The sequence below is a fragment of the Planococcus notacanthi genome (assembly GCF_030407825.1).
Taxonomy (GTDB): Bacteria; Bacillota; Bacilli; order Bacillales_A; family Planococcaceae; genus Planococcus; species Planococcus notacanthi.
Genome location: NZ_JASDCQ010000003.1, coordinates 152,182 through 171,738, shown reverse-complemented (window position 1 = coordinate 171,738; position 19,557 = coordinate 152,182). Strand labels below are relative to the sequence as shown.

Annotated in this window: 21 protein-coding genes; 2 read left to right on the top strand and 19 right to left on the bottom strand. The window is 46.2% G+C overall.

Annotated features, from left to right (window positions below):
• Window positions 1-157: 157 nt before the first annotated feature.
• Window positions 158-1,120, bottom strand: a complete 963-nt coding sequence (locus QMA01_RS12125; RefSeq protein WP_290186246.1) for a hypothetical protein — start codon at window positions 1,118-1,120, stop codon at window positions 158-160.
• A 106-nt stretch (window positions 1,121-1,226) separates the two neighbouring features.
• Entirely contained in the window at window positions 1,227-1,379 is a 153-nt protein-coding gene (locus tag QMA01_RS12120) for a hypothetical protein (RefSeq protein WP_290186248.1), read from the bottom strand.
• A 196-nt stretch (window positions 1,380-1,575) separates the two neighbouring features.
• Here QMA01_RS12120 and QMA01_RS12115 point away from each other — a divergent pair, with 196 nt between their 5' ends.
• Window positions 1,576-2,127 (top strand): methylated-DNA--[protein]-cysteine S-methyltransferase, encoded by a 552-nt coding sequence (locus tag QMA01_RS12115; RefSeq protein WP_290215090.1) that lies wholly within the window; start codon window positions 1,576-1,578, stop codon window positions 2,125-2,127.
• Window positions 2,128-2,142: 15 nt separating this feature from the next.
• Here QMA01_RS12115 and QMA01_RS12110 read toward each other — a convergent pair whose 3' ends face one another.
• The 17 genes from QMA01_RS12110 to QMA01_RS12030 form a co-directional block, all read right to left on the bottom strand.
• The gene (locus QMA01_RS12110) at window positions 2,143-2,718 is read right to left on the bottom strand and encodes a TetR/AcrR family transcriptional regulator (RefSeq protein ID WP_203340598.1); all 576 of its coding nucleotides are present in this window, start codon (window positions 2,716-2,718) and stop codon (window positions 2,143-2,145) included.
• A gap of 118 nt (window positions 2,719-2,836) precedes the next feature.
• Window positions 2,837-4,039 carry an ABC transporter substrate-binding protein gene (locus QMA01_RS12105; protein ID WP_290215089.1) on the bottom strand — a complete coding sequence of 401 codons (1,203 nt, stop codon included), beginning with the start codon at window positions 4,037-4,039 and terminating at the stop codon, window positions 2,837-2,839.
• 86 nt (window positions 4,040-4,125) lie between these two features.
• Window positions 4,126-4,833 (bottom strand): ABC transporter ATP-binding protein, encoded by a 708-nt coding sequence (locus QMA01_RS12100; protein WP_290215088.1) that lies wholly within the window; start codon window positions 4,831-4,833, stop codon window positions 4,126-4,128.
• Window positions 4,817-5,593: an ABC transporter ATP-binding protein gene (locus QMA01_RS12095; protein ID WP_290215087.1), complete on the bottom strand. Its 777-nt coding sequence runs from the start codon at window positions 5,591-5,593 to the stop codon at window positions 4,817-4,819. The genes QMA01_RS12100 and QMA01_RS12095 overlap by 17 nt, the downstream gene beginning before the upstream one ends.
• A gap of 14 nt (window positions 5,594-5,607) precedes the next feature.
• Window positions 5,608-6,618, bottom strand: coding sequence for a branched-chain amino acid ABC transporter permease (locus QMA01_RS12090; protein ID WP_203340602.1), 1,011 nt, complete (start codon window positions 6,616-6,618; stop codon window positions 5,608-5,610).
• The gene (locus QMA01_RS12085) at window positions 6,619-7,482 is read right to left on the bottom strand and encodes a branched-chain amino acid ABC transporter permease (protein WP_203340603.1); all 864 of its coding nucleotides are present in this window, start codon (window positions 7,480-7,482) and stop codon (window positions 6,619-6,621) included.
• A gap of 41 nt (window positions 7,483-7,523) precedes the next feature.
• On the bottom strand, window positions 7,524-8,672 hold the full coding sequence (locus QMA01_RS12080; RefSeq protein WP_290215086.1) for an acyl-CoA dehydrogenase family protein: 1,149 nt from the start codon (window positions 8,670-8,672) through the stop codon (window positions 7,524-7,526).
• A gap of 35 nt (window positions 8,673-8,707) precedes the next feature.
• Window positions 8,708-9,124, bottom strand: a complete 417-nt coding sequence (locus tag QMA01_RS12075) for an acyl-CoA thioesterase (RefSeq protein WP_290215085.1) — start codon at window positions 9,122-9,124, stop codon at window positions 8,708-8,710.
• Between the two features lie 5 nt (window positions 9,125-9,129).
• Window positions 9,130-10,302 carry a thiolase family protein gene (locus QMA01_RS12070; RefSeq protein WP_290215084.1) on the bottom strand — a complete coding sequence of 391 codons (1,173 nt, stop codon included), beginning with the start codon at window positions 10,300-10,302 and terminating at the stop codon, window positions 9,130-9,132.
• Window positions 10,303-10,338: 36 nt separating this feature from the next.
• Window positions 10,339-10,737: a MaoC/PaaZ C-terminal domain-containing protein gene (locus QMA01_RS12065; protein WP_203340606.1), complete on the bottom strand. Its 399-nt coding sequence runs from the start codon at window positions 10,735-10,737 to the stop codon at window positions 10,339-10,341.
• Window positions 10,734-11,183 (bottom strand): MaoC family dehydratase N-terminal domain-containing protein, encoded by a 450-nt coding sequence (locus QMA01_RS12060; protein WP_290186254.1) that lies wholly within the window; start codon window positions 11,181-11,183, stop codon window positions 10,734-10,736. The genes QMA01_RS12065 and QMA01_RS12060 overlap by 4 nt, the downstream gene beginning before the upstream one ends.
• 16 nt (window positions 11,184-11,199) lie before the next feature.
• On the bottom strand, window positions 11,200-11,964 hold the full coding sequence (gene fabG, locus QMA01_RS12055; protein ID WP_290186256.1) for a 3-oxoacyl-ACP reductase FabG: 765 nt from the start codon (window positions 11,962-11,964) through the stop codon (window positions 11,200-11,202).
• 28 nt (window positions 11,965-11,992) lie between these two features.
• On the bottom strand, window positions 11,993-13,168 hold the full coding sequence (locus QMA01_RS12050) for an acyl-CoA dehydrogenase family protein (protein ID WP_290215083.1): 1,176 nt from the start codon (window positions 13,166-13,168) through the stop codon (window positions 11,993-11,995).
• 25 nt (window positions 13,169-13,193) lie between these two features.
• Entirely contained in the window at window positions 13,194-14,762 is a 1,569-nt protein-coding gene (locus QMA01_RS12045; RefSeq protein WP_290215082.1) for a long-chain-fatty-acid--CoA ligase, read from the bottom strand.
• A gap of 50 nt (window positions 14,763-14,812) precedes the next feature.
• Window positions 14,813-15,583: an SDR family NAD(P)-dependent oxidoreductase gene (locus QMA01_RS12040; RefSeq protein WP_290215081.1), complete on the bottom strand. Its 771-nt coding sequence runs from the start codon at window positions 15,581-15,583 to the stop codon at window positions 14,813-14,815.
• Between the two features lie 228 nt (window positions 15,584-15,811).
• Window positions 15,812-16,207, bottom strand: a complete 396-nt coding sequence (locus QMA01_RS12035; protein ID WP_203340610.1) for a hotdog fold thioesterase — start codon at window positions 16,205-16,207, stop codon at window positions 15,812-15,814.
• A gap of 60 nt (window positions 16,208-16,267) precedes the next feature.
• On the bottom strand, window positions 16,268-17,824 hold the full coding sequence (locus QMA01_RS12030) for a fatty acid--CoA ligase (RefSeq protein ID WP_290215080.1): 1,557 nt from the start codon (window positions 17,822-17,824) through the stop codon (window positions 16,268-16,270).
• Between the two features lie 472 nt (window positions 17,825-18,296).
• Here QMA01_RS12030 and QMA01_RS12025 point away from each other — a divergent pair, with 472 nt between their 5' ends.
• Entirely contained in the window at window positions 18,297-19,349 is a 1,053-nt protein-coding gene (locus tag QMA01_RS12025; protein WP_290186265.1) for a C40 family peptidase, read from the top strand.
• Window positions 19,350-19,557 lie beyond the last annotated feature (208 nt).

Here is a 19,557-nt window from a genome sequence, read left to right as displayed (position 1 = left end):
TAGAATCCCAACTTTCAATTTTTTTATTCAGTATAACCTGTTTTCCGCAAAAACAAAAAATAACCGTCTCTCCATCTGGCAGAGAGGCGGTTATTTACATCAATCAGTTTTCGATTTTTCCTGATCATCAGCAATTTCCGTAAAGGACTAACCCTTATCAGAACCGCAGGTCACCGACGATCAACAGTTCAGGAAAATCTTCTCCTGCAGTTGCCAATAAATCGTGTTCTTCCAAGTGCTCGTAAAGTTCCTCTTCATCGGCTTTCCGGACCGGTTCTAAACTTTCCGTAAGATCGTGAAACTTCAAAATATACTTCTTTTCGCTGTTTTTAGTCAGCACATAGACGTCCAAAGGATCATACTTTTTTACATTCTGTAATTGTTGATGTTCCAGAATCGACGCCGCATCCAACTTGTTGAAATGGGTATATAAAAAGGCTTCAGAACGCCTTTCTTCCGCTGAAATAAAACTCATTTTCGCTTGGTGGCGGTTGATGAAGCGTTCGGATAGCGATTGATGAAAAGTGATGGTTTCCCATTCGACGTCATTGCTGTACTTCTCGATAAAACGTTCGGATAAAACTTGATGGCGCGTCACCAGTGTCCAATTCACTTTGCGGGCATGGCGATGGATCAGCGGCATCGGTAAATACTGATGGCGGCACAACTCTGTCCAATCTAATTTGTCTTGGTGCTTTTCAATAAACGCAGGCGACAACCCTTTGGAGTTGGCCAACTGCTGCTTCATCGAGACAAACTTCCAATATTCTGTTGAATCGAATGGCTGCCCTTCTTTTTCGAATGTCTTTTGCTGCTTTTTGCTCAGCTCTTCTTTTGCAATGGGACGCCATTTCTTTTCATCTGCAAATTTCTCGATAAAGGCTTCGGAAAGCTTTTGAACTTTGATGATCTCATCCCAAAACAGACGGTTTCTATACTTACGGATGAACGTTTCAGACAATTCCTGATGGGTTGAAATCAGCTTCCAATTCACTTGGTCCACGTTTTCTTTAATAAATCGTTCGGATAATCGCTCTTCTTGGCATATTTGATTCCATGGAATTGAACGCTTGTCTTTCAAATCTTTCGCTTCCATTAATTCAATTAAGGAGTTGAACATATAGACCACTCTCTCTTTGTTTTTTGATAATGTCTATAGTAACACGCCTTCCCATGAAAAACCCGCTCCCCGGTCGAAACCAGGATGCGGGAAATCAAGTCAGCTGCTATTGTTCTTTCTCTTCTGTACGCTCTTCCGTGTCGTCTTCCAGATTGGGGATCCGTCCGCTGTCTGTCATTTCCATCTCTTTCTCCTGTTCTCTTTGTTCCTTTTCCAACTGTTTTTCCTTCAGTTCTTCCAAATTTTTATCTCTTGCCATCGTAATCCCTCCCTTTCTTTTGCTAGTCCCTTTATTCCCGTATCGCAATGATTAAAACTGTTCTTCATCCACTATTTTATCCGCTTGCTTTTCCTGTACTAAAACCTTATTTTGAAGAAAGTAAGAAGTAACAGCACAGATACACAACCATCCTACCCAGGAAAACTCTTCAACTATCAGAAAGGATGAGAAGCGCATGCGTACAACTGGTTCCCGCATTTATTGGTCTATTTTCGAACATGGCCAATGGCAACTGCACATCGCCAAAACTGAAAACGGTTTGTGTTACATCGGCTCACCCGGTGACAGTTTCAGCGAGTTATCGGTTTATATCCATAAGCATTTTCCAGCGGCAAGCCTGGAACAAAACGACAGTTTGCTGTCGGACTCTAAACAAGAATTAACAGCTTACCTGGATGGGTCCCAACAGGAATTTTCTTTGTCTGCCGATGCACCAGGAACAACTTTTCAGCAACAAGTCTGGGAAGCACTCCATAAGATTCCCTACGGCCAAACCGTCACCTATTCCGAAATTGCCGAACAGATCGGCAAGCCATCAGCTGTGCGGGCAGTCGCCTCCGCCATCGGTGCAAACCCTTTGCTCATCACTGTGCCATGCCACCGGGTCATCAGCAAAAATGGCACCATCGGCGGTTACAGAGGCGGACTTGATTTCAAGCGGTTTTTGCTGGAGCTGGAAACTAATAATGGCAATAAGAAAAAGCACCTCCCCAACTCCAATGATTGAAGTTAGGAGACGCTCTTAGTTGGACGCATCAGGAGATTGAATGCCATGCAGGATAAAATCCGTGTACATCGCAGAAAGTTCTTTTACGGTCAAACTGCCTTCGACATTGAACCATTGGTAGCTCCAATTCGTGATGCCCAAAATGGCAAATGTAATGATTTTAGGCTGCAGCTCTTTTCTGAATTCATTCGCTTCAATGCCTTCTTTCAGCAACACTTCGATATTGTTGCGGAAATCAGCCCGTTTTTCCCGGATGATGGCTGCATTTTCTTCTTTCAAATGGCGAATTTCACGGAAATACACACGGCCTACTGCCCCTTGTTTTTCAATATCGACAATAATGAGTTCAACAATGGCCATCAACTTATCCTTATGGCTTTTCTCAGTATCCAGAATGGCCCTCTGCCTTCTTAACAGATCATCAATATAATGCGAATGGATATCCATCAAAAGTGCTTCCTTGCTTTTGAAATGATAGTAGAAAGAACCTTTTGTTACCCCGATTGTATCAACGATATCTTGTATGGAAGTGGCACTGAATCCTTTCTCCACAAAAAGATTGATGCTTTGTTTGATTAGTTCACTTTTCACGCAGCCCACTGCCTTTCTTAGTCTTAAAAGCCTTGTCGTATTATAACATTTCTTTTGCCTCCATCCATAAAGATAAAGCAAAAGAGAGTACAGGCTGTACTCTCCTCTGGTTTCAGCGTTAATCACCGACCACTATTATTTCACCATCTTCGATATAAGAAACGCGGAGCATTGAATCGAAGCCGCCGTCTTCTCCGACTCCAGGAACTGTATACACTTGTTTGTTTTCCGGAAGGTTTTTGGCTCCTTCATCCATTGCTGCCATGATGGCTTTTGTATCATCCACCGTTCCAGCAGCTTTCATCGCTTCTGCCAATACATACATTGAAACGTAATGGAAAGCTGACTCTGCGCTCGGATCCCGGTCATTATTTTCTTTGTATTTCGCAACATATTCCGCAGTGCCCGGGAATTCCGATTTGACCAATGGCGTCGTGGAAATCGCCCCTTCAAGCATGCTGTAGTCGCCGCCCAGAACAGCAGCCATTTCATCCAGTTTCGCTTGGTCCATAATCAGGAATCCGCCTTCAAATCCAAGATCGCGTGCCTGCTTTGCCACTAGCGCTGTCGGTTCAGAGGGACCGCCAATGAACATAACATCCGGATCCTGTTCTAGAGCATTCGATACAATGGTCTGGAAATCTGTGTCTTTGCTGAAATCGATGGATTCATTAAAGACCACTTCCCCGCCTTTTTCTTCCCAAACCGGCTGAAGCATTTCAGACCAGTCTTTTCCGTATTGGCTTGCTGTTGGAAGGAATGCAATTTTCTCACCGAAACGTTCCATTTCATACTCTGTAAACGGCTCTAAATATTGGTCATAACGAGGAGGAATCCGGACGTTCAATGTATTGCCTTGATCTGTGACACCCGGTTCACTTGTGTAACCCATAATGACGAAATCTTCCATTTCATTAAATACTTGCATAGCGTAAATACCGCCGCTGTGCGGGCTGTAGATAAACTTCGCGTCTTCTTCCTGTACAAGGCGTTTAGCGTTGGCTGCCGTTTCATTCGGCAAGTATTTGTCATCCAAAGTAGAAACAGCGAACGTGTAATTTTTCCCGTCCACTTCTATTCCACCTTCTTCATTGATATCTTTTACAGCCATTTCCAATCCTTTTAAGGTTTCTTCTCCGTAAGTTGCTGCAGGTCCGCTTAATGGTCCACTGTAGCCGATGGTGATTTCTCCGCCAGACTCCCCTGAACTGCCTGAGCTGCCTTCTGCATCTGGTGACGCATCTTCATTTCCACAAGCTGATACAATGAAAATCAATAGAAACAGCAATCCGCCAAACAGAACTTTTTTCAATGAGTGCATAAAGTTATCTCCCCTTTTATCTTGAATTTTTAATGCGGCAACCCGAGAAGCGGAGTCTCACCCCCTTAAATTCCAATTGTCATGCATTAGGCGCCGATATAGGCTTTCCGAATCGCATCGTTATTGAATAGTTCAGCACTGCTGCCTTTTAGAACAACTGCACCATTTTCAATCACATAACCACGGTCCGCAATTTTCAAAGCGGCATTGGCATTCTGTTCCGCAAGCAGCACGGTCGTACCGCTCTGGTTGATTTTCTGGATGATTGAAAACATCTGTTCCACGATTAATGGAGCAAGGCCAATGGAAGGCTCATCCAACATGATCAGCTTCGGTTTGGACATCAGGGCACGGCCGATTGCCAGCATCTGCTGTTGCCCCCCACTCAATGAGCCTGCCGAATCATCTTTCTTGTCCCTTAAAATTCCAAACAGCTCATAGACTTCTTCCAACGAATTTTTCAGTTGTGTTTTTTTGCCCCGGTGGACAAAACCACCCATCATCAAATTCTGCTGGACGGTCATATCCGGAAAAAGTTTTTTTCCTTCAGGGCATTGGACGACGCCGACTTTCACCATTCGGTCAGGTGAATTGCCTTTGACACTCTCCCCCAAAAATCGGATATCGCCTACTGTAGGCTTACTCAGTCCACTGATGGCGTTGAAAATCGTGCTTTTCCCCGCACCATTGGCTCCGAGCAGAACCACCAATTCCCCTTCCTCCACTTCGATATTGATATTGTTGAGTGCCTGGAACGCACCGAACCTTACAGTTACATCAGTTAACTTCAGCAATCGCTTCACCTCCCAAATAGGCTTCAATGACCACCGGATTATTCTTTATTTCATCAGGGGTACCTTCCGCAATTTTCGCACCTTGATTCAAGACCATGATTTTGTCGGCCATCCCCATAATCATCTGCATCTTGTGCTCGATGGTGCATACGGTAATGCCGCTGGCTGCTATTTTTTTCATCAGCTGGGCCAGTCCGTCCGTTTCTTCCGGGTTGATGCCGGCAGCCGGTTCATCAAGAAACATCACTTTTGGACCTGTCGCAAGAGCCAAGGCAATCGCTACCCTCTTTTTCGCTTCTTGCGTGATGGTGGAAACCGGTGTATCCGCTAAATGTGCCATTCCGACAAATTCCAACGCCCCCATGGCGATTTCGTAAGCTTTCTTTTCTTCCTGCTTCTCCCGCCGCGTTCGGAACACCGCATCGAACAAATTCGATTTCGTCCGCAAACGGTGGCCCACGATGACATTATCGACGACCGTCGATTGTTCGAATAAATGAGTTGTTTGGAACGTTCTTGCAATGCCTAGGTGCGCACCTTTATGCACTGGTATCTTTGTAATGTCTTTTCCTTCAAATAGAATTCGGCCGGATGTCGGCTTATGAAAACCGTTGATCAAATTAAAGAAAGTAGATTTTCCAGCTCCATTCGGACCGATGATTGCAGTGATTTTCCCTTGCTCTATTTCAAAATCCACATTGTCGACAGCAGTCAGGCCACCGAATTTCTTGGTGATTCCTTTCACTTCAATAAATGCCACATTGACACCCCCATTTATTTTTTCGTCGATTTCACTGGAACCGGATTGAAGTATCTATTGTCCTTCGGCACTTTCTTCTGCTGGAGCTTGGCTTTGATTCGGTAAAATCCTCCAACAATCCCCGTCGGAAAGAAAATGACCATGATGACCAGAATCGGACCAAAAATCAATAAATGATATTCCTGATAGCTTCTCAGGAATTGTTCCAGCCAGATAAACAGCATTGTTCCGACAAGTGGACCGGAAAGGGTTCCGATCCCCCCGACAATCAAATACATGAGAAAGTTGAAGACCATATTCGTACTTGCCACATCCGGACCGATAAAGCGGGTCAAGGAAGCGTATAAAGCACCGGCCAGTCCGGCATAAGCGACTGAAATGACAAACGACACCAGCTTATTCACTTTGGTATTGATGCCGAGTGTCTGTGCCAGATCTTCGCTGTTGCGGATGGCGATATACGTTCTGCCTGTCAGAGAGCGGACAATGCGAACGGCAATGAAAATGGACAGCAGCAGGAAAAACAGCACCAGGTAATACATCGATGTCGCCGACTCGAAGTTCAATGGCCCAATCGGATCCGGAATTGGAATACCGATCAATCCGCGAACTCCGCCCGTCAGTCCATCCCATTTATCAATCAGCAGGTAAATCAGGTAGCCGACAATCAAGGTATAAATAGCGAAGAAATGCTCTTTCGTTCGAAGCGCAATGGCTCCGAGCACCAATCCGGCAGCGCTGGTGATCAGCACCGCCAGCAAGAGAGCCAGCCAAAAATTCATTTCTGTCCGCGTCGTCAGAATTCCCAGAGAATAGGCGCCGATAGCGAAAAATCCAGCATGCGCCAGAGACAACTGTCCCGTAAAACCGGCGATGATGTTCATGCCGTAGACGCTGATCGTGAAGATGAACCCGATGGTCATCACGTGCAGCACATAGCGGTTTTCTGCATAGATCAAGGGAAATACCAGCGCAAAGACAACCAATAAAGCAATCAGGGTGCGGTGATTGAAAATCTTATCCACTTAATAGACCCCCTTTGCAAATAACCCTTTAGGACGTACTGTCATGATGACGATCAATAATAAAAACGCAATCATATCTTTATAATCATTCGAAATATACGTAGCTCCCATGCTTTCCGTTAATCCAAGGATGAGCCCTGCGATGATGGCTCCGGGAATACTGCCCATCCCACCGATGATGACGACCACAAAAGCTTTTAAGATAACCAAATGCCCCATTGCCGGAAACACCAGATTAATCGGAGAAGCGAGAGAAGCGGCAATTGCAGCCAAGGCGCCTGAAATTGCAAATGTCATCATGGCCACTTTATTGGCATTGATGCCGACTAAAAACGCCCCTTCTCGGTTTTGTGCCATAGCAAGAATCGAAGCGCCCATCATGGTTTTTTTCAAAAACAGCGTCAATAAGACGACGACCGCGAAAGTCACCGCAATCACCAGAAGCCGCTGGCTGGTCATCGATACGCCTGCCACCGAGATGTTGTTGTCGAACGGCGTCAGCATGCGCAGGTATTCGGTGCCCCATACAAGTTGAACCAATGCCTCAAAAAACAGCACCAAACCGATGGCTGCAATTTTGTCATGGATTGGCGGTGAATTCCGAAGCGGATGAAATACCAGCCTTTCCATTAAGACTGCGAGCACCGCTACGACGACAATCGATGCGATGATGGCAATAAAATAATGGACACCCGTAGCGGTCATGACCATCAACGTGACGTAGCCACCAATTAAATACAGCGCACCATGCGCAAAGTTTGGAATATGCAAAATACCGAAAACCAGCGTCAAACCAATAGCAACCAGTGTGTAAACGCTTCCAAGAGTAAGCCCATTAAAAACCTGCTGCAAAAATAAGTCCATCTTTCCCCCTCCTCTTCCTCATAATCTGACCGAATCAATTGCTAAGAATACTCTTTACTCAAACGCCCCGCGATAATGTTTTTCTGGATTTCAGAAGTCCCTTCGTAAATCCGCGTGATTCTCGCGTCACGGTAATACCGTTCAATCGGATAATCGGCAATATAACCGATCCCTCCGTGAACCTGGAGTGCCTTATCGGCAACCCGGTTATACACTTCGGAACCGAACAATTTCACCATCGCCGCTTCTTTGATCACTTGCTGGCCTTGGTCGACCATCCAAGCTACACGGTACATAAAGGAGCGCAACACCTCTACATCCACCGCCATTTCGGAAAGCATATGGGCAACAGCTTGATGCTCAATGATCGGCTTGCCAAACTGCACACGTTCTTTGGCAAAAGTGACAGATAAATCGAGAAGATGCTGGGATGACCCAAGATTTCTGGCTGCCAGGCCAGCCCGGCCGTTCGCCAGTATTTTCAGCGCATTGACATACCCCTGGCCTTCACTGCCCAGTACATTTCCAACAGGCACTTCACAATCTTCCATGATGACTTCTGCTGAATGGGAACCGTGAAGGCCCATCTTTTTCTCTACAACCCCCACTTGGAAACCTGGAAATCCTTTTTCCACGATGAATGAGGTGATGCCTTTCGCCCCTTTTTCAGGATCGGTTACTGCCATTACTGTAAACACGTCCGCTCTCGTAGCGTTCGTAATATAATGCTTAAGGCCGTTCAATATATACTTATCGCCCTTTTTAACGGCAGTCGTTTTCAAGTTCGTTGCATGAGAACCCGCTTGGGGTTCGGTCAGCGCAAAAGCGCCAAGCCGTTCTCCCGAAGCCATATCCGGCAAATACTTTCTTTTTTGCTGTTCATTGCCCATCTCGACAATTCCCACAGTGCCTATGCCTGTATGGGCTCCGATCAGCGTTGTATAACCGTTGTGCGTTGCTCCAATTTCTTCATAGAGCGCGCATTTCCCGACCATATCGATGCCCAGTCCCCCATATTCTTCTGGAATGCTCAAACCGAACAAACCCATTTCTTTCGATAACTGGATGATCCGATCCGGAATTTCATTTTCTTCTTCAATTTGCATTGCTACTTTTTCTACTTCGTTTTGGATAAAGTCGCGAACATTGCGTTTGAGAAATTGAATATCTTCACTCAAGTTGAAATCCATTGTCATTCCTCTTTTCTTTCAAGCCGCCCGATAGACTATGCCGTCACCAAAAATTCCTCAAGTATTTCAAGGAGCATAGGCGGCACTTTTTCAGTCTGCTGCTTCTGGTAATCAAAACAGACGATTGCCGCCCACCCTGAAGCAATCCCTTTTCCGGTTTCGTGATCGGTGACCTCGTGCGCCAGTTTAAAGCTTTTAGTGCCGATCCGCTCTACCTTTGTGGCAATTGCCAAGGTTTGCCCCGCGTAAGCCTGGGCCAAAAAATCACAGCTCGTAGAAGCGACGATAAAATCGATGTTCCCTCTTTTTTCTTTCCCCGTAAAACCGACGGCCTGGAAGAATTTCGAACGGGCTTCTTCCAGGTAAATGAAATAACTGACGTTGCTGACGTGGCCCCCGGCGTCGGTTTCACAAAATCTTACGTAAACATTCACATCCGGTATTTTTTCCACAGCCGCTATCCCTCCCGCTCGATTATTGTGGCAATCCCTTGGCCGCCGCCGATACAGGCTGTAATGAGTGCATATCTCCCGCCTGAACGCTGCAATTCGTAAACTGCCTTGGTTATCAGAATAGCGCCTGTCGCACCGAGTGGATGGCCGAGTGCGATAGCCCCTCCATTGACATTCACTTTATCCAGATCCATCTTCAATTCTTTGTCGCAGGCGAGCACTTGGACTGCGAAAGCTTCATTGATTTCAATCAAATCCATATCAGCCAACTCAAGGCCGGCTTTTTTCAGGACTTTTTGTGTTGCTGGAACCGGACCGATGCCCATGATATTTGGATCTACACCGGCAACCGCATGCGCCCGGATTACCGCTAATGCTTTGAGGCCCAGTTCTTCTGCTTTTTCTCTGGACATTATGACTGTCGCTGCAGCTGCATCATTTAAACCTGAACTGCTTCCGGCCGTCACTGTGCCGCCTTCAAGAAAGGCTGGCGGCAGTTTGGCCAAGGCTTGTTCAGTTGTTTGGGGACGGGGATGCTCATCTCTTTTAAATTCAATCGGCTCCCCTTCACGAACCGGAATTTGGATAGACACTATCTGCTCATCAAAATGCCCTTCTTCTATGGCTTGGCCAGCACGCCTTTGGCTCTCCAAGGCAAAACGGTCCTGTTCCTCACGGCTGATGCCGTATTTTTCCGCTAAGTTTTCAGCTGTAATCCCCATTGGCGGATCCCCGATTTTCTGGGACGACAGCGGTGATTTCCTGAATTTCGGCATGCCCGGGCTATAGGGTTTTTCCGGCTTTTCCATCAAGTAAGGCGCCCGGCTCATGCTTTCAACTCCGCCAGCTACAAAAACGTCACCGTCCCCTGCCCATATGGCTTGTGCCGCCAGATTGATCGCGTTGATTCCGGAACCGCATTGCCGGTCGACTGTCATGCCCGGAAGTTCCATTCCAAGCTCCGTCTCCAATGCCGTCAACCTCGCAATATTTCCTCCTGCCCCTAAGACATTGCCCATGATGACATCATCTATCACAGCTGCGTCGATTCCTGCCCGTTCTACTGCTGATTTGATTACTTCCGCTCCAAAAACGTGAGCAGGAAGGGATGACAAAGCACCGCCTTGCCTTCCGATTGCTGTTCGTGCCGCCGATACGATCACTGCATCTCTTTTCACGAATGTCCGCCTCCCTTTTCTCAAATAAACAGGTGCTTAGAATGCAAAAACGAGTTCACCTTTCAGTACATCTTTGTCGCTTTGATTGGCTGCTTGAACTTCAAATGTCACTTGCTTGTCCTGCTTTTCAACAACAGTCGCTTTCAACGTAATGACATCCCCCAGGAAGACCATGCCTTTAAAACGAATGGCGTAATGTTGGATAAACCCTTCTTCCAGATGAGGCGTAAAAATTTTCGCCAGATTCCCCATGGTCCACATGCCATGCGCGATGATGCCTGGTAATCCTGCCGCTTCAGCTTCTGCGTCGATGGTATGGATGGGGTTAAAATCGCCGGATGCTCCCGCGTATTTGATTAAATCCAAACGCGATACTGGATCCAATTGAATAAGTGGCAAACGGTCACCTTGCTGTAAATCCACTATCCGGTTCATACCGCCATCCCCTTTCTGGCCGCTTCGTTGATGATGACGATGCGTTCTTCCGTAAACAATAGTTCACCGTCTGGGCTTTGCCCTTTTTTTACGACGACCAAAAATCCCATCTCGCCGAAATTGCCGCTTTTCTCGTAATAATCTTTTACTTCCATCCAGCAATAGACATCTTCTCCAACAAGCAACGGCCTTTCATAATGGTATATTTGCTCTCCATGGATCAATCCTTTGGAAGGAAGATCTAATCCCTCGATTTTCCCGGCATCAAAGGTCACCGGAAATGTAGGAGGTGCAATGTTTTGTTTGTAGCGCGAAGCGGCACCTGCCTGCTCATCGATAAAAATGGGAGCAGGGTCGCCGATCGCTTCTGCAAACTTCCGGACCGCCCCTCTTTCAATCGTGTTTTTCACTTTGTCTGAACATTTCCCAATGCTTTCTTTCAGCATAGCTGCGCCTCCCCATTTAGTTTTTCGGTCCACCCGCTACATATAGAACCTGTCCGCTGACAAATGAAGAACGTTCATCTGCAAAAAAGGCGACAGCGTTTGCAATATCTTCAGGCTTGCCGCTGCGGCCGACCGGAATAGCGGATACACTCGCTTTGACTAATTCTTCAAAAGGTACGCCGATGCGTTCAGCCGTCGCTTTTGTCATATCCGTCTCAATAAAACCAGGAGCTACTGCATTGGCTGTAATGCCGTATTTACCAAGTTCGATTGCCAATGTTTTTGTAAAGCCCTGAAGTCCCGCTTTAGCTGTGGCGTAATTGGCTTGCCCGCGATTGCCTAACGCCGATGTCGACGAAATATTGATGATCCGGCCATATTTGTTTTGGGTCATGTATTGCTGCGCAGCCCGTGTCGCATAAAATGCGCCTTTCAAATGGACATCTGTAACCGTCAGCCAATCCTCGTCCGTCATTTTAAACAGCATATTATCTCGGATGACGCCTGCGTTATTAACGAGTACATCAATCGAACCGAATCGCTCAAACACTTCTTTCATTGCCTGCTCTATCTGCTCTTTATCCGTCACGCTGGCATTTCTCGTATAAATGGAATAACCTTTGCCAGCCATTTCTTCTTGAGCTGTCTGGAGCGCTTCCTCGTTCACATCGATGATCGCTACATTGGCGCCTTCACTGGCAAATCGTTCGGCAATCTGGCGGCCGATCCCTCGGCTCCCCCCTGTAACAAAAGCTGTTTTTCCTTCAAATGAATTTCCCATTGGTATGCCTCCCTTTTCTTCCATTCGTTTAAACCGATTGGCCCACTTTCACGTGGCCCTTCAATAAGTTTCTTGAAATGATCATGCGTTGGATTTCATCTGTTCCATCGTAAATTCTCCATAGCCGCGCCTCACGATACCAACGTTCAATCGGCAATTCACGCGTATAGCCCATGCCACCATGGATTTGAAGAACCCGATCCACGACCCGATTGCCCATGTTTGCGCCATACAATTTTGCCATCGACGCCAAATGACGATTATCTTCGCCTTGGTCCAACGTGAAGGCAGCATTTAACACCAGCCATTTTGCCGCTTCAATTTCCACTGCTGAATCAGCAATCGGCCATTGGATCGCCTGGCGTTCCGCAATCGGTTTGCCGAAGGTTTTACGGTCTTTCGAATAATCGATCGCCATCTGCAACAACCGTTCACTCATCCCAACTGCCCGCGCTCCAACTACCCAACGCGCAAAACCAATCCATTCAAGCCCCAAATTGTAGCCGCGGTTGATTTCACCCAAGACGTTTTCTTCTGGTACACGGACGTTGTCGAAGACCAATCCGGCAGGTCCCCATTCGCCCATCGTATCGATGTATTCGGATTTCCAGCCCATGTCCCGGTCGACGATAAAGCAAGTAACACCGGAACGCCCTGTTTGCTGGTGCAGCTCTTTATCCGTAATAGCGATCACCATGACGAAATCAGCTTCATTTCCGCCTGTGATAAAGGTTTTCTCCCCGTTTAAGACCCATTCATTTCCGTCTTTGACAGCCGTCATTTTCAAGTTTTGCGTATCAGATCCGGCTTCCGGTTCCGTCATGGCAAAGCAGGATTTCTTTTCTCCATTGATGGTCGGGATCAAGTACTTTTTCTTTTGTTCTTCATTGCCGTAATACAGGATATTGTCAGCCGAACCTCCAAATGTGAACGGCACAAAGGTTTTGGAAACTTCCATCAAAACGATGGCCAGCATCATTTGGCCAAGATTCGACCCACCGTATTCCTCTGGAGTATTGATGCCCCAAAAGCCGAAGTCCTTGGCTTTTTTCTGAAGTTCTTTCATTTTTTCCGGTTCCAGGCTCGGACGCCCTTCCCTTTCATTTTTCAGGACTTCGTTTTCCAGTGGAATCAATTCTTTTTCCACAAATCGGCGTATTGTTTTTTGAATCATTTCCTGTTCTTCTGATAAACGTAAATGCATGTTGATCTCCCCGTTTCCTGATTTTTTATAAATCGGCGTACTGTTTTTGCAATGCACGTTTCAGTATTTTCCCGACAGCCGTTTTAGGCAGTTCTTCCACAACGATAATCGCTTCCGGCACTTTATAAGCCGATAACTGGGTGCGGCAATAGGCGATCAGCTCTTCTTCTGCCACTTCTTCGTTCAAGACGACAACCGCTCGAACGGTTTCTCCACGATACGCATCCGGAACTCCGAAAACAGCTGCTTCCCGTATGGCGGGATGGCGATAAAGGACGTTTTCCACTTCGATTGGATAGACGTTAAATCCACTCGCCAAAATCATTTCTTTTTTCCGGCCCACGATGTAAAAGAACCCGTCTTCATCCATTTTCGCGAGATCTCCCGTGTACAGCCAATCTTCCCGAATCGTCACAGCGGTTTCTTCCGGCCTGTTCCAATAGCCTTTCATCACTTGCGGGCCCCGCACAACCAATTCACCTACTTGGCCGACCGGCAAGGTTTCTTGCCCGGTCGCGATATCGACAATCCGTGAATCGGTATTCGGCAACGGAATGCCGATACTGCCATTTTTTTGTAAGCTTCGAACAGGATTCCTGTGGGTTACAGGCGATGCCTCGGATAAACCGTAGCCTTCCGCCACAGTGGTGCCGCTGATTGCATTGAAACGGTCAAGTACTTCCAGCGGCAAAGGAGCTGCTCCGCTGCTGCAGGATTCCAAACAACTCAAATCGAATTTTCTCGATCGATGATAATCCAGCAATGCGATGTACATGGTAGGCACTCCTGGAAATGCAGTCGGCTTTTCTTTTTCAATCAGCTCCACTACTTGGCCAACATCAAATTTCGGCACCAGAATCATGTTGCCTCCGTTATAGAAAGTAACGCTCATGCCGCTGGTCATGCCGTAAACATGAAACAAAGGGGAAATGGTCAGCACCTTCTCTTTTCCTTTTTTGGTTGTTACTTCAGAAGTTGCAGCACTTTGCAGGGTATTGGCGACGATGTTGCGATGCGTCAGCATTGCACCTTTCGGGAGCCCGGTTGTGCCGCCTGTATACTGAATGACCGCTACATCTTCTTTGGGATCCATCGTCAGGCGAGTCATACCGCCAATTGGAGCAGATTCTGCGGCATCACCGTCGAGGCCCACAGCCAGTATATGCTGGACCGAAGTCTGATCTTTTATGCTGTCGAACAAAGGCATTAACCGATCCAATATAATTAAGGCTTTTGTCTCCGAATCATTGAGAATGTGAAGAAGTTCTGCTGGTTGGAACATTGGATTCAACTGGACGATGGTAGCTCCACAAGATAGTGCGGCATAAAAACTGATGGGATATTGCGGACAATTCGGCAGCATGATGGCCACACGGTCATTTTTCCGAATACCTATTCCAGCCAGTTTTTTCGTAAAATGAATAATCGCCTCCTCCAGTTCCCGATAGCTGTAAGTCTTATCGAAAAAAGTGACCGCTGTATGGTCCGCGTATTCCTCTGCCGACTGCCTGAACAATTCCACCAATGAAATATCCGGTATCTCAATGCTTTTCGGATTGCCTTCTGCTACATGCTTTAACCAAGGTCTATCCATGCTTTTCCTCCTTTTGAACTTGATGCTCTTTCAACTTTCAGCCAGAATTTTTATAATGAACTTCCGCCGTCCACTGCAATCACTTGGCCAGTGATGTAATCACTGGCGGCGCCTGCCAGGAAAAGTGCGGCGCCTTGAAGCGATCTGGTGTCCCCCAATTTTTTCATTGGATTTTTATGAACAATTGTGTCTGCATACTGTGCAATGACGTGCTTTGTCATTTTTGTTTCAAAAAAACCGGGGGCAATAGCGTTGACATACAATCCGTGGCCAGCCCATTTGCGCGCCAAATCTTTGGTGAAATGATGGACAGCCGCTTTGCTCGTACTGTATCCGATGGCATTCAGCACTTCCGGCGGTTCCGCCCTTAAACCGGCGACCGAACCGATATTGATGATTTTTCCGTAGCCACTGCGAATCATATGCCGGCCCACTTCCTTGGACATAAGAAAAGTCCCTGTAACGTTGACATTCATCACTTTTTCCCATGCATCCAATGGCATTTTCTCTGTCTCTTCTCCCCATGTTGCCCCGCTGTTATTGACCAGGATGTCGATGCTGTCAAAATCAGATAACACCGATTGCACTACAGCTTTTACTTGTTCTTCGCTGCCGACATTGCATTCATAAGCGAGTGCTTTAATGCCGTAGCGGCTTTCCAGCTGATCAACGGTTTCTTGGCAATTAGCTATTTTGCGGGAGCAAACGGCTATATTCGCTCCATACTCCGCAAAAATTTCTGCTATGTTCCGCCCAAGACCACTTCCCCCTCCTGTAATCAACGCCGTTCTCCCTGTCAAATCAAATAATGAATCCGCCATTTTTATTCCTCCTTCACCATACTATACGGACGGTATGTAAATACTGAACGGACGGTATGTTAACTGTTTTAAAAAAACCTTTTGGAAAAAAGGCATTTGAAAAATGTAAGCGCTATTATTTTCTTAAAATTCAGTATACAACAACAATTTGTTTTTGTTAACAACAATTTTTCTTTTCCATAAAAAATCCATTACGGCCAATAGATTGGCCGTAATGGAAACTGTTCGTTACTTTTTCTTTTTGACTATCGCCACCGTGCACCGCGAAACGCAAATAAGCTTTTCCTCTTCATCTACAATCTTGATGTCCCAGACCATGGTTGTTCTGCCTTTATGTAAAGGTGTGCCGATGGCGGTCACAATGCCTTCTTGCTTGCCGCGCAGGTGGTTGGCATTGATTTCTAGACCGACCGCAATTTCATGTTCCTGGTCGATTAAATGCCAGGTCCCGACACTGGCAACCGATTCCGCCAATACAACCGAGGCTCCACCGTGCAACTGACCAAACGGTTGATGAGTAGCTGCATGCACAGGCATAGTCGCTGTTACTCTGTCTGGAGTAATATCCCCGAATTCAATCCCCAATACGCCTGCAATCGTTTCTTCCACTGGTTTCATCTGCATAAACAACACTCCCTTTTTTCATTTAAAAGCCCCTCAGTAATTGGCTGAGAGGCCATTTTCTTATACATTACTTTTCGCGTACAGTTCCCGCAATAAAAACTTTTGTATTTTGCCGCTGGCATTGCGGGGCAATTCATCGACAAAGCGGTAGGTTCTCGGCCGCTTAAAGCGCGCAAGCTTATCGTTGTTGAGGCAGAATTCTTCCAAATGCTGTTCCGTCAACGAAGAATCTTTTACGACCACAAACGCCATGACCGCTTCGCCCCATTTTTCATCCGGAATTCCCAGCACCGCTACATCCTGAATCAGCTCATGCTCATGCAGCACATCTTCCACTTCACGCGGGTAAATGTTTTCTCCCCCGCTGATGATCATGTCATCCACACGATCCGCTACGAACAAATAGCCATCTTCATCCAGATATCCTAAATCACTGGTGTGGTACCAGCCTTTATACAATACACGGGATGTCGCCTGCGGCCGATGGAAATAACCCGCCATCATGCTTGGCCCCCGAACGATGATTTCCCCCACTTCGAATGCACCCAATCTTTCATCCGGTTCCGCAGGGCCCTTCTCGTTTGGCCGTACAATTCGAATTTCATGGTTAAAGGCAGGTTTGCCTGCTGATCCTGCTTTGGTCAGCTGCTCATCCTCAGCAAGGAACGTGATGGCCGGTCCCATTTCCGTTTGGCCATACGCCTGGATCAAATCGATTCCAAGCACTTCCTTGACGCGTTTAACCAGGACTGGTGCCATTGGAGCCGCGCCGTACAATCCCCGCTCCAATGTTTTAACTTTCAAATCCGCTTCTTCGATGTCGGACATCATACTCCACATGGTCGGGACTGCAAACATGACTGTAATTTTCTCTTTTTCAATTGTGTCCACTGCGGCTTGAGGATTGAATTGATGCATGATGATGCTGGATGCACCCGCCTGAACCCGCGGAATGATGCAACAATGCAATTCTGCACAATGGAACATCGGCGCAATAACAAGACCTACGTCATTTTTGGTGTATTTCAGCATCGCAATGCATGTCATGCTTTGTTCAGCCATATCACGATGGCGATGGATTACACCTTTCGGCCTCCCCGTCGTTCCACTGGTGTACATGATGGCGTACGTATCCATTTCATCCACTTCTACAGTCGAATCTGCCGTTGACGCAGCGTTGATCCGTTCACGGTAGTTGACTGCATAATCCGGCACATCCTCATCTATATACCAGAATTGGATACTTGGAAACTGGGCCGCCACCCCTGCAACTGTTTCTTTTAACGCTCTCTCAAACAAAACAACTTCAGGAGTAGCATCGTTTAAAATGTACGCCAGCTCTTCGGCCTTTAAGCGGAAATTAATCGGATTGAAGATCGCCCCAATTTTTGCACAAGCAAACAATGCGGTAGGCAATTCACTGTTGTTGAACAAAAAGCTTGAAACCCGATCGCCTTTGCTGATTCCTGCTGTCGTCAGCGCATTCGCTAACCGATGGACTTCTTCATCCCATTGCGAATAGGTCCATCTTTGCCCTCTTCTTATATCAACCAGTGCTTCTTTATCCGGGTATTGGCTTACCGTCTGATCAAAGATTTTGCCAAGCGTCGCATACATTTCTTTTTCCTCCTCCTTTTATGAAAGCGTTGTCTTAACGATTTAATTTTATGATGTCAGAAAAAAAGTAATATTGCAACAATTCAAAGACTCATCTTTTGTATGAGATTAGTCCCTATTTTTATAAAAGACCTACATCTTAGAGATATTTCGTTTATGAGCGATTGAAATCTTCAAAGGCGAACAGTCACTTTCCCTTTCACTTCAGAAAGTAAAAGATAATTTTTTAACATTAGCCATTAACTTTCCATAAAAAATGCCGATAGTTAGTAATAGAAGTCGTTGGTCAATCACCTGTTGGCAAAATCAATTAAAAAATATTTTCAAACCGGAATTCTGCTACCTTTATCTTTGTAACACAAATGTAATATTAAAACTTATTGCCTATGAAGAACTAATTATATAGAATTAAGTAACTCAGAGATAATAGATTGAATTATCTATAAATAGATAGAGAAAAAGGGGTTAGGGAATGAGAAAGATTATTTTTACATTATTTGCAGCAACTGCACTAACATTTGCAATCGGGACTTCCGATACAGAAGCCAGTACTTACACAGTGAAGCCAGGAGATACGCTATGGAAGATCGCTTCAAGCAATAACATTTCAGTGAACCAATTGTTGACTTGGAATAAGCTATCATCCAATTCAATTTATCCGAAGCAGTCACTCAAAGTCGCAGCAGTTTCAGCTCCGGCAGCCACTCCAACAAAGACCAGCGCTCCTAAAACATCAGCCAGTTCTGCCAGTACATATACAGTAAAAGCAGGAGACACTTTATCACACATAGCACGCATTCACAGCACCAGCGTCAGCTCCATTCAGCAATTGAACAAACTGTCAGGCAGCAACATCCGACCTGGACAGAAACTGACAGTCAGCGGAAAAGCACAAGCAACTGCACCCGCAACAGTCGTCAAAGCACCAGCCGCCGCTCCTGCTGTCTCTAAAACCAGCACCTACCGCGTAGTGAGCGGCGATACATTAACGAACATCGCGAAACGTTACGGCATGTCAGTTTCTCAATTGATGAGCTCAAATGGTTTGAAAACAAGCACGATCCGTGTTGGCCAAACATTGAAAGTCGACGGCACCTCCGTAAGCAAGCAGCCTGTGACCGTATCTAATCCTGTAGCAGCACCTTCGACTTCCGGAAAAGTTTCATCAGTCGTCTCAATCGCCAACTCTTTCCTAGGCACTCCTTATAAATGGGGCGGTGCCGCTCCAGGCGGATTTGATTGCAGCGGCTTCATCTATTATGTATACAACCAAGCTGGCATTACAGTGCCACGCACCAACACTACCGGACTTGATGCCATCTCTTCCACTGTAAGTTCACCGCAAGTCGGCGACCTTGTATTCTTTAAAAATACGTATCGTGCGGGGATTTCCCATGTCGGCATCTATATCGGCAACAACAGCTTCCTTCATGCTGGAGGCGCTAAAGTGCAAATCACCAGCATGAATGACAGCTACTGGGGCAAACATTTCGACAGCTACCAGCGTTTGAATGTCATGAAGTAACAAGAAAAGCGCAAGCGCAAATAAAGATGGAAAAGAGCAGCATCGGTCAAACCGGTGCTGCTCTTCTTTCATTCTTTTTTGGATTCAAGTCAATAGTTTGACATAAAGAGTATTCCATTAATTATAATCATTATTACTTAGGATTGATTTTCATTTGAAAAATGGTATCATTAAGTTTGTAGTGCTTAACACAAAAAAAGAGAATGAG